Below are 15,337 nucleotides of genomic sequence, written 5' to 3' on the forward strand. Positions count from 1 at the left end.
AAGTACCCAATCCTTCTCGAATTCAGTGATACTATTCAAAAGACCCATTAAATACTCGTCTATTGCTCAAATCTCTTTTTCTTTCAACAAGGATTTTAGCTTGCAGGCGGGAGCAAATCCCGGTAGCCCAAACCGATACAGCCTGATTAGTACTTTTGCATAGCTGTGCAAACAGAGAAAGTCTCACCTCTAAAATATCAGCTAAATTTCCAGAATAAGACATCGGTTCAATTTGGCTCTCAACAGCGGCAAACACCTTGCTGACATCAACAATATTCTCAATTAGATACCAGAAAAAATGTCGGAACGCCACCTTTTCGAACTTGTCGAGATAGAAAAACGAGATAATTTTAAGTACAAGTTCACAACGATTTGATGGCTCTTGGTCACACCACAGAATAAGTTCGCCATCGTCAAAGCTTTCTAAGATGCTACGGTCTTCGTAAAATCCAAAACCGTCTGTTTTCTGTTGCACCCAGTCAAAATTCGCCACATTCAGTAAAAAAATATCCAATACCACAGCTGGCTGACTGTTTATAATTTCTTTTACAGTATAATTAAAATCATGCATGTAAATATGCTCTTGTTTTAGTGCGAAAATCAGATTCGTGACAAAATTTTCTGCTACCGCAGATGCTTCTTCACCATTTAGGCAATCTGCAACAATCTGACTTAAATTATAGTCAAAAGAATTTTGCGAATATTTGGAATTTTCCCATTCCAATTGTGCCAATATCCCTCTTGCAGCTGAAATTAACACACGTTTAATCGATTCGTCTAATGGCGGTTCACTTCCTCTTAAGTGCCTATGTAAAATCTCAAGAGCAACTATGCCACCACCTTCTCTACCGGCAATTTTGACCAATAATTCTGCCAAATCATTATAGGAAACGGATGAAAAATCGAGCATCCATGTAATCTGGTCATAATCGTTTACATCAACGAAATGTTCTTGTAGTGATTGGCACACCCTTAAATAACCTGATTTTTTTATCGGAACTGCACATTGAAGTTTTACAAAATATCGGTTTAAATGTTTGCTGGCAAGAATATAATCAAGCTTTTCTTCCAAAAGGTTTGTATCATACTCGTTAGCTGAGCGTAGCCATCCTTGTAAAATATCCACATTTCTATACTCCTGATTGGTAAAACAAAATTGCTCCTCAAGTTTCTGCCAAATTATTTCTTTTTCTTTCGAGCCGTTAAAAAGTCCACGGCCTAGATGAAAAACAGAAAAGCTGCTACCAGAAACCAACTCCGGCAGTAAAATTGCAAATGCAGGATCGTCATTTGCAAGTCGTTCTCCCAGCTCAACCACTGTTTCAAAAAAATCCAAAGCAGAAGAATCATTCCCTTCTAACTCGCTGATAGTGCGTTCAGCTGGATGGATCGACAAATAGGTTCGCACCTTTTCTACTAAATTACCGTATTTCATTTTTGCATGTAAGGATTCCAGACGTTCCCAGTCCTCTGAATCACCCTTCATCTTATTAAACATGATGGTTTTGCCAACGGCAAGCCAGCCCTCACGCCAGTAACCTATCTTAGACATGATATTTAAGCAAGTCTGTTCTACCACATCCTGTAATAGCCTTTGGCCCCATAATCCTCGCAATTTGTCAGCCAACAGTGTTTTAGCGTTCTCTGCCTTGCCAAAAGGTGAAAGGGCGAATTCTGTCCCCAGTTGAATCGTCTTGGTAAACCAGTCGACAATGTCATTATCACTTTTAGGAAAGTAACCGTAATTTCTTGACCGCGAACCGAACGAAAAGCTAGAAACAGACCCAAAACGCATCGTTTCTAAACAAGCACTTAAAAGCAGTAGAGATACTTCTTGCTTTTGCTCTAATCCTGATTCCCACAAATTTTTTATTACAAACAACCGTGCATCTATCTCCGCCCAAGTTCCTGATAGTTTTATGGGAAACAATGATTTGAGTAGATCATAACTAGCATTTCTCTTATCGGATACATTTACCGACATACTCAGAGATACCATTAAAAATGTACTGCGGGTAAATAAATTGGGATCATAAGCAATTAGCCTTAACAACCGGACAAGTCTATCATGATACATGTCTTTCCTGAGTCCAAATTTTTCGATCAATTTCTCACCGGATTTTTCGATAACCTCAAGTGCTTGCTCAGGAAGAACGCTCGCAATATTCTCAAACATGGACATTTTTAAATCATCAAAGGATAAAATATCTCCAAGTAATCCATCCTCTGCAAGCAATCGCAATACAATGTCCTGCGCTGGTATTGAATCGTGTAAGTAGCTTAAACGGCGGGTAAATGAAATTGTCAGGCGTTTCATGCCTGGCTGAAACATAGTCGTAAACAACTTATTTTTGGGGATAATTTCTAGTCCACGCTGTGCCAATCTATTAGCTATCGCATGCGGCAGAACAGCGCGCCAAACTCCCCTGGACTGGATTAAATCTCTTCGATGCAACTCTTGAATATGCCGGTACAACTGATCAACATTATTTGATAGCAAAGAAGATAAAATTTTGAGCTCAGAGTGATCAGAATCGACATCTTCTCCTTCAAAAGAATACACCAGCGACAGAATTTGCGCAGAAAGTAGCAGATCCGCATCTACCTCACTCCTTTGATAAAATAAGCGATTAAACAAGTTTTCATCTGTCAGTCCTCTTATCGTTTCACCAACTCTAATCGTTTTGGCAAGAACCATGGCAATCCGTGCATTCCCCCCGGAAAATTTGGAAATTGTTCCAGCATCCACCTGATTTATATTTGAAAAGCGGGATAAAATCAATTTCGTAATAAGCTCATCATTAGCTGGTTCCAGCAAAAATACGTTGGTATCTTCCGGTTCATCTTCACGAACATCATATTCAATGGTTATTAAACTAATTGAACTTTCGGGAGTGTGGCATACCTTGACAAGCTCATTATGAAGTGCGGACGAACAATTGTCAATAATTAGGATAGTACGTGCTTTTAGCAGATTGATTTGCTCTGCCATCGCTTTTGGATCGGGAAGCACGTAGTCTGAAAAATCTGTATAAATCGCGTCAGCAGGATTTAAAGCGTTATTTCCCACGGTAACGTCAAATAGCGTTTGAACCAATTTTGTTTTGCCTACACCTGAAAGCCCTGTCAACCTGATGCAGCTTCCGGGAACATGCAGTATACTCCGTAATTTATCGATACCTGCTTCTGCTGATAAACCCTGTTGATTAGGATTAGCTCTGTCGATCAACCTGATATTTTCATCGAGAAAATATTTTGTCTCTGCATTACCATAGGCCCAGTTTCCGAATGGTTGCCAGCCATTTAAGGGGCGCCCTATTTTATTTCTGACCCATAAAACTAAAAACAGATGCTTTCTTACCCAGCTAGCCACCCGTACCCTGTCCAGAAAGTCCACTTCTATCGGCAGATCTGCAATGCTTTTTCTCATTGCGGCAAGTCTTACTTTTAAGGCTGTTAACGATGTAGATCCTTTTGCAGAAACAATAATATATGCTCCTTTGTCGACCGCCAGGTTCGTAATCTCATCTCTTAATTTGCCACCTGGCATCATTTCCTTGATAATTTCAGCCGGCGGCATATCCGGTACTTTGACCTGGAAACTCGTTACGCTGTTCGTAAGAAATTCATTATTTGTCAAAATCCCATTAGCTCTAACGACAACATCTAATCCACCATCTTTCGCATCCTGATGCCCTCCCCAAAGAACATTTCTTGTAGACAAACGATAGCATCGCAAGTCAGCTTCGCACAGTAAACCGATCAGGTCACGAAAATCATTATCTTCTAAAAGAGCAATATCATCACCTGAAATATGCAATAAATTCATTCTTATATACCCTCTTAGTTAACCACGGTTAGTATTATAAATCTCATTTTTTATTGGTAGTTCTTTATATCTAGATATCTATCAGATGACAAGTAGAAAAGATCTCCGTAAAATATATACTTCAATAAATCACCGGCTTAGAAATAGGTGCATTAACTGAAGACACATGACAAAGTATTGAAAAAAATCAAGATCTAAATCTTCGGCAGATAATTAATAGGCTACTGGCTGCATACCCCGAAGATTATTAAATCAACTGGTGGTTATCAATTACTTCAACTTCTCAGTGTAAAAGCTACTTTGACTCATTATGTATTATGCCCGACACGGTACCAGATCCAAAATATACTGTCGCCCAAGTTTAAGGCGAACTCAGCAAAATTTCAAATTCGCTTCCCGCTGAGAAAATGCACAATACACTGATAATCAAATATTAATGAAAGGTTGCTGAAGGGTTGCAAAAAAGTCGCCACTTTTTTGCAACCCTGTCCGCGCATTTACTTTGTAACCATCATTAGTTATGTCGCTGGTCTTAACTCTCAGCAATGAAAAATTCTTAACCGTAAAAATTGATGCTTTATGTTTACTTCTAACCCCTGGGGTGATTATGTCACTATACTCGCCCCTTTGATCGCAGGTTACTACTTATTTATCGGCCTAAGATTCTACGGTCGCGACTTAAAAGCAAAGATTGCCCGAAAGAGAATCGATTCGGCAAGTGGGCCCAGACCACAGCAGGGTCTCGACGTTCCGGATCCACCTATACCTAGTTCGCTTTCAGCGGAACAGGGAGAAACTGTGGTTTCAAGTTTGGAAGATAACGATAAGTCGGATCAGAAGCCAGCAGCCTGGCAGAATGAAGAACTCTTCGATCAGGTTGAGCGGCTTGCTGCCCATTTGAAAGAGGCAATAGAAGAGGCTCACGAAAAAGAATACGGCAAACAGGATTTTATTCTGCTACTACAAATGACATTAAAAGAATACCCCGCTCTTCAGGGAGCACCATTTCAGACTGCGATCAACAATCTGATCGAAACGGAATGTGCTAAATACGGCTCCATCCACCTGCGTGAAGAAGATAAAGTGGTGATATGGAAGCAGGGCTGATGATGGAGTGCGACTTCCCGGTGAACGGCTTCCCGACTTATTTGACGGGAAGCCGGCCTGGAAACAACCGAGCAAATTATGTTCAACTTTTAAATAGTGTGTGTATGAGAGCGAGGCGATTGATTTTAAAAGGCAAACATCGTTTGCTATTGACACTAGCCGGGGTGACAGCAAGCCTTGTAGCGTGGTCTCAAGATGGTGCGGCGGGCATCGAAGAAGCGGATTCAAAAGTCCGGGAGTATTTTGAACCCGGTACAAACCTGATGTATGCCATCGGAGCGGTGCTGGGCCTGGTCGGAGCCATTAAGGTTTTCCAAAAGTGGAATGCTGGCGACCAGGATACAGGTAAGGTAGCTGCCGCCTGGTTTGGCAGCTGTATATTCCTGGTTGTGGTGGCGACAGTACTTCAATCCTTCTTTGGAATATAGTTCTGCATGTCCAGTAATGAAATTCCATTTTAACATGCGGGCCAGGCCATCGGATATATATCCCAAAGCTTTCATTTGAAAGCAATCAGCAGCACATCACCTTATTTACCTGCCCCTGAAGCATCAGGCCAAGCTTTGAAGGTTGCTGTTATTTGATTTCAAAAAAGCACACGACGGGTCTGTGAGCGCCGCAAAGTTACAAATGGAGCAACCGGTAAGGAGATGCGAAGTCTCCTGCCGGTTTAAAACACCTAAAAAATTATTAGTACCAAACCTGTTACAGTAATGAGCGGACCAGTCAATAAACTAGGTTATCAGCCCCTGGCTCCCATCCACCCCGCAGTGGAGCCTACAAAATTTAATTCTTTTCAGGATCTAAAAAACAGCGTCATGCAGCAGCGATTAAAACAAAAATTCTGGGCACATATTCTTGTCAATAATCCAGGGCTCATCATTGAGTTAGAGCAGCAGGATCATCTGAACGCCTATCTGGAAAGTAAAATCGAATCGGTGCTGCCACTGCTTGATCAGCTCACCAGCGAAGGCAAAGCTGACTACATCATCGAAGAACTCTGTATTCATGCGCTTGTAGCAGAGATGAGGCCCTACCGCTTCAATTATCTGTGGAATGTGCTTGAACAGGAATTCAGTCCATTTTTTAAGAGTTGGGAGCAAGACGGCATACTGACCTTTGAGCTCATCAATCTGCAGCAGCACTGCAAAGACACCTTTGACGCGCTGGGCTTTACCATGGATGACGCTTACGAGGATCAGGTGTATAATGCGATAACAGGCATGATAGACGAATACCTTCGGCAGCAATACTGAACCGTCAAGCCAAGCGGATTAAGCAGCAAAAACCATTAAACAACTTAAGAAATGGCTTACAATGCACTTCATAAACTCGAATCGAACACCGAGGCAATCCGGATTGCGCTGGAATGGGACGGGCGAAGCACAATAAATGCGTCTGATCGGATCAGCCTGGAAAAGTATTCGGGTTTTGGAGGCATCAAAGCCATTCTTTACGGGGACGGTAGTGAGCAAAGCTGGATCCGGCAAGGTGCCAGCCAGGCAGATATAAGACTGTATGCACCGATGCAAAAGTTTTATGATCTGCTAAGAAAGCACCTTGGCCAAAAGCAGTATAAAGAGATAACCCAGTCGCTGAGAAGCAGTATTTTGACGGCATTTTACACGCCTGAGGTGATTCCCTCTACCCTCTTTGGAGCGTTGAAACGACAAGAAATAAGCCCCGTAAATATTTATGAACCAAGCGCGGGAGTAGGAATTTTTATCAATCATGCATTAAAAACCTTTCCAACAGTTAGTCAGGTCACAGCCGTTGAAAAGGATTTACTGACAGGTAAAGTATTACAGGCACTGACAAGCCAAGGTGAAATACCTGTCAAGGTCCATATCAAAGGGTTTGAAGAAACTCCAACAGGTGATAACGGAAAGTATAATCTGATCGTCAGCAACATCCCTTTTGGGAATTTTGCCGTCTACGATCCGGACTTTGCCAACAGGGAGCTTAGTGGTAAGATCCATAATTACTTTTTTGCCAAAGGCCTTGATAAGCTGTCCGATGGCGGGCTACTGGCTTATATCACCACGGATGGATTTTTGAACAGTCCGTCTAACTCACAAGCCAGAGACTACCTTTTTGATCGGGCCGATTTTATAAGTCTTTCGGTCATGCCCGATAATTTGATGCATGAAACCGGGGGAACTCAGGCGCCAAGCCATCTTCTCATCGTTCAGAAAAATTCCTCAAAAACCGCTCTTTCAGAAGATGAAGGATTGCTGACCCAGACGGTATCCGATTCCAATTCCTACGGTACGTATCACGTGAACCGTTACGTAAAACACCACCCGGAAATCCTGGTCGGCAACCAGATTAAGGAAGGCACTGACCAGTATGGAAAAGCGCATCAAGTGGTATGGCAAAACGGAGATATTGGTGGGATAGAGCAGAAACTGACCCAGCTGATAACCGGCGATCTCGCGGCACGCTACAACCCGGCGCTTTTAAAACCAGCTCTGAAAATAATACCAGTTGCACCGACTGGCAAGACCTTTACTTTTCTGCCGGTTCCGGCAGTATTGACTCAAGCGCTGCCCGTCCAAATGGGACTGTTTGATACACTTCCTGTTCAAAGCAGCAGCAGAGGTGCGGACTATCTTTCTGAAACTGACGCCAAACTCGTCGATAAGAAAACGGCCAGGATCATAGCTGTTGTCAAAACCAAAGAGCGACCTGACCATGAAAGCATTGTACTTCTGACTGCCAAAGCGGTTAACAAACCCTTTTACAATTACAAACTGTATTCGAATGTTGCCGAAATCAGCCTGCCGCAGCGTTGGATGAACGGGGCTTCTTTGAACCTGGCTTTAAAACAGCTGGCTATCGAGCTTAAAAAGTATCAGTACAACTACCTTTATGAAGGTGATAAAACACTGCAAACAAACTTCAATCTGAACTCTGATACGGCCAGCAGCATCAAACTGGCAAAACCATTTTACAAGGAAGGTACGTTGGTTTTCGATGGCGAACGCGCCGGAAAGCTAGGCAGAATAAACGAAAATCTGGGAGAAGCACAGTTTGAGCCTATTGAGTATCTATTAAAAAACAGGGATATTTACAAAGGGTATATCGGAATCCGTGATGCTTATCTGGAGCTGATCGAAAAGGAAGCGGCACTTAAAGAGCCCCAGCATACTATCCGCGAAAGCCTAAACAGTCAATATGAGGATTTCGTATTGGCGTATGGCCAGCTTAACAGCCCTTCGAACCGGAAACTTATTTTGGAAGATAGCATGGGTTTAACCATACTCTCTTCTGTGGAACTGCAGCAAGATCAGCACTTTGCGAAAGCAGATATACTGACGAGAAGCCAGTTTAAAAAACCGGAAGCATTTCGCACTGATGATGTGATCGAGGCCCTGGCAAGGTGTCTGAACGACAAGGGAAAAGTGGATATGCCCTTTATCGCGCTGGCAACAGATATGGATAGCGCACAGGTCATCAAACGTTTGGAAGGCCATATTTTTTTAAACCCTGCAACCTTTGGCTGGGAAACACGTGATCAGTATCTGAGTGGAAACGTAGTTGAAAAGCTTCGAAGTGCTCAGACACAAGCGCATCTCAATGATGCCCAGCTTCAAAAGAGCCTGGAAGCAATCAGCAGGGTTCAACCCGAAAAGATCCCCTTTGAGCTGCTAGATTTCAATCTGGGTGAGCGCTGGATACCACTCAACTTCTATGACCGGTTTGCCAGTAATCTTTTTGATAAGGAAACCAAGATCAGCTATTTTGATTCACTCGATACTTTCAAAGTAGAGAGCAAGGGGTTCAGTCTGAAAACCCAGCGCGAGTATGCGGTCTCACCAAAAAGCGGCCGCAGCATGTATGGCGAAACCATTCTGGAACATGCGCTTGAAAACACGGCTCCCTTCTTTACCTATGAAGTGGAAAGAATCGATGGAAGCAAGGCACGGATACCGGATAATGAAGCCATACAGCTGGCTAACCAGAAAATTGAAAGCATCAGGTCAGCTTTTCAAAACTGGCTCAAAGAACTCCCGTTGGAAGATAAAAAGCATCTTGAAAAGCTTTACAATGATACCTTTAACTGTTTCGTACTGCGCGAATATGATGGCAGCCATCTGAGATTTCCGGGTCTTGACAAGAAAGCGCTGGGTATTGACGATCTGTATAGTTCTCAGAAAAATGCGGCCTGGCGCATCATTCAAAACCGGGGCGCATTGATCGATCATGAAGTAGGCCTTGGTAAAACGCTAACGATGATCATAGCAGCCCATGAAATGAAACGGCTCGGCATTGCCAGTAAACCCATGATTTTGGCGCTGAAAGCAAACGTCAACCAGATCACAGAAACCTACCGCAAAGCCTATCCGTCAGCACGTGTGCTCGCCCCAGGTGAAAACGATTTTAGCCCTGACAAACGCCAGAGATTGTTTCATGAGATCAAAAACAACGATTGGGACTGCGTGGTATTGACTCATGACCAGTTTGGCAAGATCCCACAGTCGCCTGAGCTGCAGCGCGAGATTTTCCAAACTGAGCTTGATCACGTAGAAAAAGATTTAAAAACGGTAACAAACCTTGGTGGGGACATCTCCAAGAGCATGCTCAAAGGCCTTGAAATCAGAAAGAAAAATCTGGGCGTAAGGCTACTGGAACTTGAAAAAAACATTGAAGAGAAAAAGGATACAGGTATTGATTTTAAATCAATGGGTGTCGACCACCTTTTTGTGGACGAGTCCCATAAATTTAAGAACCTGACCTTTACCACGCGTCACAACCGGGTGGCAGGTCTCGGTAATATGGAAGGAAGTCAAAAGGCGCTGAACATGCTTTTTGCGGTTCGCACACTCCAGGAAAAATTTGATGCGGATCAGTGTGTCACATTTTTATCGGGCACGCCGATCTCAAACAGTCTGACGGAAATGTATTTACTTTTTAAATACCTCAGGCCAAAAGAAATGCAGCGGCAACGCATTGAGAATTTTGACGGCTGGGCAGCGGTATTCGCCCGTAAAACCGTTGATTTTGAGTTCTCGGTAACCAATGAAATTATTGCTAAAGAGCGGTTTCGCCATTTTATCAAAGTCCCGGAGCTTGCTCTTTTTTACAATGAGATCACTGATTACAAAACAGCTAAACACATCAATCTGGACAAGCCAGAACTGGATGAAAAGCTGGTGAACATCAAACCCACACCGGATCAGGAGGTTTTCATTAAAAACCTGATGCATTTTGCGCAGACGGGTGACGGCACAAGGATCGGGCGTGGCAGACTTTCGCCACAGGAAGATAAAGGAAGGATGCTGATCGCTACAAACTATGCCAAGAAAATGGCGGCAGATTTGCGGCTGGTCGATGATGCCAGATATGAAGACCACCCTGGTAACAAAGTTAATACCTGCGCAGAAAAGGTTGCTCAAATCTACCATCAAAGCAGCATGAACAGGGGTACACAAATTATATTTTCTGATATAGGGACTCCCCCGTCCGGACAAACCAAGGAAGGATTTAACATTTACGACGCATTAAAACAAAAATTAACGAAAGACTATAATATCCCTCAGCATCAGATCAGCTACATCCATGACTGGACGGATAAGAGCAAGCCAGAACTATTTAAACGGATGAATAGTGGTGATATCAGGATCCTGATCGGCAGTACCGAAAAGGCAGGCACAGGTTTGAATGTACAAAAACGGATCGTCGCCATGCATCATATGGATATACCCTGGCGGCCCTCAGATCTTGAGCAGCGCAATGGCCGCGGCGCCCGGCAGGGTAACATGATCGCAAAAGAGTTCTACGAAAACAAGGTCCAGAATTTCATTTATGCAGTTGAACAGAGTCTTGACAATTACAAGTTCAACCTTTTAAAAAACAAGCAGACTTTTATTTCCCAGATGAAAAACTCCTCACTGCATGTACGCACGATTGACGAGGGCGCTGGGGATGAAAAAAGCGGGATGAACTTTTCAGAATACATCGCGCTGCTCTCAGGAGACACATCACTTCTGGAAAAATCAAAACTTGAAAAGAAAGTGGCGGTGCTCGAAAGCTTGAAATCAGCCCATTACAAAGAATCTACTCGTAGCAGGTTCCAGCTTGACAGGTTAGTCAAAGAGAAGATTGAAACCATGGAAACACTCAGGATACTGAAAGCGGACGAAGCAGTTTACAAGGGGAATCTGAAATTCGAAAAAGATGGCACCAAGGCTAACTCGCTCGAATTAAGTGGATTGAGAGAAAAAACATCCGAGGCAACCGGCAATCATATTCTATCACTGTATCAAAATTGGAAGCCACGGGCTGCCAACCAGGATAACCAGCGAATTGGTAAGCTATACGGATTTGATCTTTTTATCCGCACGAACCAACAGCACTGGGAAGATGAAAGAGGAAAACTTCGCTTTGAGAGTTATAATAGTCTTTATGCCCAGCGGGATGGTAGCGAGATAAAGTACACCTTTAATAAAGGCCATCCCAATACGGAAAATCCAAAACTAAGCGCACGGTACTTTCTAAATGCCATCGACCGCGTAACCAGTGCCCGTGAGCAAACCGAAAAACAGTTGGCTGAGCTGGACAAAAGTACTGTGGGCCTTGAGAAGCTTTCCAAAAAACCTTTTGAAAAAGAGCAGGAGCTTGCAGATCTTAAAAACCAGCTCTCAAATCTGGAAAGGGAGATCGCTATCAAGATCCAGCTAAAAAAGCTTGATGGCACAATCCCGCAGGAAAACAATGATAAAGAAATCAAAGAGACGAATGTGGTGCCGCTAAATCAGCAGCAGGAAATCGATTCACCCCGGCGAAAGGGACTTAAAATGTAACAGCCATGGCAAACAGCACCTACCAGATCAATAAAGGAATTAACAAAAGTATTGTGTTTAAGGGTCTGCGCGCGCAGTACATATGGTACATGGGAGCCGGCATGTTCGCACTTTTAATCCTGTATGCAGTCATGTACATGGTCAAAGTCAATACTTATATCTGTCTGGGTATTACGCTGTGTCTGGGTGCTGCGATGATCATGGGCATCTACCATTTAAGCGCCACATATGGAGAGCATGGACTGACCAAAGCCCTGGCTAAACGCAGCGTTCCCATGGTCTTAAAATCCAGGTCTCGCAAGGTTTTCAAGTCTGGCAGAAAGACAGATGCGCATTGACCAGCCGGCTTACGCAGCCAAATAATTTCATTTTTTTCAAGATAAATCAAGTGTAGAGATGGAAAAGTTGCTGGATGATTTATTACCGGTCCTTGATATTGAGCATGGCTGTATCCTTTCCAAACAAGGAGACATGACCATGGTTTTCCAGGCTGAGCTGCCCGAGATATTTACGCTATCTGATCCGCAGTACGGCGCCTTTCACCAGACCTGGGTCAAAGCTTTGAGAATGTTGCCCGTAGGCAGTGTCTTTCAAAAACAGGATTGGTTTATTGATAGCAGGTATTCACCTGATTTAACCAGAACAGATGCCAGTTTTCTGAGCCGCAGCAGCGAAGACTTTTTTACAGGACGGCCTTTTTTGGACCACAGCTGCTATGTCATGCTGACCAAAAAGCCACTTGATCGTAAGCTATCGAGCTCGCTATTTTCCAATCTGATCCGGCCGAGCTTGGTGCCGCAGCAGACATTAAGCACCCAGTCGTTGCACGATTTTCTTGACTCAGCCGGGCAGTTCAGAAGGATCATGGAAGATTCTGGGTTTGTAAAGATGCGTCAGCTTAAAGAGCAGGAGCTTTTCAGTCAGGCGCATACATCCGGGCTTATTGAGAAGTACTGCTATCTGACTGCCGGGGATAAGGGAAGGCTAATCCGCGATATGCACTTTGATAAAGGCATACAGATCGGCGACCGGTTTTGCCAGCTTTACAGTTTGGCAGATGCGGCAGATCTGCCAGGACTATGCAGTCCATCAGTTACCTACGAGCGGTATTCAACTGATAAAACCAAGTTCAGCACCGGTTTTGCATCACAGCTGGGACAACTACTGAACTGCAACCACATTTTCAATCAGTTTATTTTCATAGAGGATGCTGACAAAACCCTCAAACGGCTCGAAAGCAAAAGGCTCAGACTCCAATCCCTTTCGGTTTATGCCAGGGAAAATTCGCTGGCCCTGGATGCTACCAACGAGTTTTTAAACGAGGCAATCAGCCAGCAGCGCCTTCCGGTCAAAGCGCACTTCAATGTGCTGGCCTGGACCGATTCACAAAGCGGGCTCAAAGAACTGAAAAGCACGGTATCGTCTGCGCTGGCTCAGATGGATATTGCAGCCAAAGTGGAAACCACAGGTGCAGCTCAGATTTTCTGGGCGGGCATCCCTGGGAATGCCGCTGATTTTCCGATCAACGAGACCTTTGACACATTTGCCGAGCAGGCAGCCTGTTTTCTGAATTTGGAAAGCGGGTACCGGAGCTCTGACAGCCCGGTGGGTATGCGGCTTGGGGATCGGCTTACCGGAAAGCCTGTGCATGTGGACATATCCGATGAACCTATCCGGATGGGTATATGCACAAACCGGAATAAGTTTATCCTTGGGCCTTCGGGCAGTGGTAAGAGCTTTTTTACCAACCACATGGTCAGAAGCTATTATGAATCAGGAGCACATATTGTTCTGGTGGATGTAGGCCACAGCTACAAAGGTCTTTGTGATATGGTAGGCGGATATTATTTCACTTATGACGAAAACAATCCCATCAAATTCAACCCCTTTTATTTAGGACCGACCGGGCAACTGGATACCGAGAAAAAAGAAAGTATTAAAACGCTGCTTTTGGCACTTTGGAAAAAGGATGATGAGGTTTTCAGGCGTTCTGAGTATGTGGCGCTTTCGAATGCGCTTTCGCTATACTACGCAAACGTTAACAAAAAGGCGGCGATGCCCCCCAGTTTCAATTCGTTTTACGAGTTCGTCCGAGACGAGTTCACCATTATACTCAAACAAGACAAAGTCAAGGATCAGGATTTCGATATCAATAATTTTCTGTACGTGCTCATGCCCTATTACAAAGGCGGCGAGTTTGATTATCTGTTAAATGCTACCGAGAATTTAGATCTTTTGGGTGAGCGGTTTATCGTCTTTGAACTAGATAATATAAAAGAGCATCCAATTTTATTCCCCATTGTTACCATCATCATTATGGAAGTATTCATCTCCAAGATGAGAAAACTGGAAGGTATCCGTAAGATTATATTAATAGAAGAAGCCTGGAAAGCGATTGCAAAAGAAGGCATGGCGGAATACATCAAATACCTCTTTAAAACCGTCCGTAAGTTTTTTGGCGAGGCGATTGTAGTCACACAGGAAGTTGAAGATATTATCTCTTCTCCTATTGTCAAGCAGGCCATTATCAATAACTCGGATTGCAAGATCCTTTTGGACCAGTCCAAATATCAAAACAAATTCGATCAGATTCAAGAACTGCTAGGACTGACCGAAAAAGAAAAAGCGCTCGTGCTGTCGGTTAACAAAGCCAATGACCCGCTTCGAAAATACAAGGAAGTTTTCATCAGCCTGGGCGGCACATTATCCAGGGTTTACCGGACCGAGGTGAGTCCGAGCGAATATCTGGCCTACACGACTGAGCAGACCGAAAAGATCAAGGTAGCCGAGTATTCTAAAAAGTATGGCAGTATCGAGAACGGGATCAGGGTTCTGGCAGAAGAAATGCGCTCCAGAGCGGATAAGCAATTATTTCACCAAACAGTATCTCACCCATGTTAAAGCGATTCATTTTCACGCTGGTGCTGATCAGTGCCACGTTAGGACCAATTCCGGAAGCTCATGCGGTAAATCCCTGGGCTGCGATCATCAAAGCAGCGATCAAAAAAGTCGTAAAGGCAGTGGATTTGATGATCCAGCGAAGACAGAATAAGGTCATCAAATTGCAGAACGCACAGAAGGCACTGGAAAACACGATGGCCAAACTAAAGCTCGAGCAGATTGCCGACTGGGTTAAAAAACAGCGGGACCTGTACCGGAAATATTACGAGGAGCTCAAAAAAGTAAAAGCGGTCATCTCTTACTATTTCCGTATTAAGGAAATTGCTCAGAAAGAAGCCATGATCGTCGAGCAGTATCAAAAGGCCTGGTCTCTGTTTCAAAACGATAAGCATTTCACCGCTTCTGAGCTGCTGTACATGCAGAAGGTATATACGGGAATTATGGAAGAGACTACCAAAAACGTTGACCTTCTCACGCTTGTAGTCAAATCCTTTACTACACAGATGAGTGATGTTAAAAGGCTGGAGATCATAGACCAGGCGGCAAAGCAGGTTGATAAAGTATACGACGAGCTTAGCACTTTCAATAATGAAAACAAGCGGCTGAGTCTTTCCAGGGCAAAAGACGAATTTGATGCCAAGGTGGTCAAAGAGCTCTACGGGATAGAATAAGATTTCTTTTGAAATGATATGCA

At 43.8% G+C, this 15,337-nt stretch carries 8 protein-coding genes; 7 read left to right on the forward strand and 1 reads right to left on the reverse strand.

What is annotated here, in order from left to right; all coding sequences use genetic code 11:
• Positions 1-31 precede the first annotated feature (31 nt).
• Positions 32-3,829: a hypothetical protein gene (locus FDK13_RS32935; RefSeq protein WP_137344279.1), complete on the reverse strand. Its 3,798-nt coding sequence runs from the start codon at positions 3,827-3,829 to the stop codon at positions 32-34.
• A gap of 579 nt (positions 3,830-4,408) precedes the next feature.
• Between FDK13_RS32935 and FDK13_RS32940 the strand changes: the two genes are divergently transcribed.
• From FDK13_RS32940 to FDK13_RS32970, 7 genes are all read left to right on the forward strand, one after another.
• A complete protein-coding gene (locus FDK13_RS32940) occupies positions 4,409-4,936 on the forward strand; it encodes a hypothetical protein (RefSeq protein ID WP_137344280.1) in 528 nt (175 codons plus the stop codon).
• A 104-nt stretch (positions 4,937-5,040) separates the two neighbouring features.
• Complete coding sequence (locus tag FDK13_RS32945; protein ID WP_137344281.1) at positions 5,041-5,364, forward strand: DUF4134 domain-containing protein; 324 nt, start codon at positions 5,041-5,043, stop codon at positions 5,362-5,364.
• Between the two features lie 285 nt (positions 5,365-5,649).
• The gene (locus FDK13_RS32950) at positions 5,650-6,192 is read left to right on the forward strand and encodes a hypothetical protein (protein ID WP_137344282.1); all 543 of its coding nucleotides are present in this window, start codon (positions 5,650-5,652) and stop codon (positions 6,190-6,192) included.
• A 51-nt stretch (positions 6,193-6,243) separates the two neighbouring features.
• Positions 6,244-11,742, forward strand: coding sequence for a helicase-like domain-containing protein (locus FDK13_RS32955; protein ID WP_137344283.1), 5,499 nt, complete (start codon positions 6,244-6,246; stop codon positions 11,740-11,742).
• Positions 11,743-11,747: 5 nt separating this feature from the next.
• Entirely contained in the window at positions 11,748-12,080 is a 333-nt protein-coding gene (locus FDK13_RS32960) for a DUF4133 domain-containing protein (RefSeq protein WP_137344284.1), read from the forward strand.
• A gap of 58 nt (positions 12,081-12,138) precedes the next feature.
• Positions 12,139-14,643 carry a TraG family conjugative transposon ATPase gene (locus FDK13_RS32965; RefSeq protein ID WP_137344285.1) on the forward strand — a complete coding sequence of 835 codons (2,505 nt, stop codon included), beginning with the start codon at positions 12,139-12,141 and terminating at the stop codon, positions 14,641-14,643.
• Positions 14,637-15,314 (forward strand): conjugal transfer protein TraI, encoded by a 678-nt coding sequence (locus FDK13_RS32970; protein ID WP_137344286.1) that lies wholly within the window; start codon positions 14,637-14,639, stop codon positions 15,312-15,314. Before FDK13_RS32965 ends, FDK13_RS32970 begins: the two co-directional genes overlap by 7 nt.
• Positions 15,315-15,337 lie beyond the last annotated feature (23 nt).

The sequence above is a fragment of the Dyadobacter frigoris genome (genome assembly GCF_005280585.1).
GTDB lineage: Bacteria > Bacteroidota > Bacteroidia > Cytophagales > Spirosomataceae > Dyadobacter > Dyadobacter frigoris.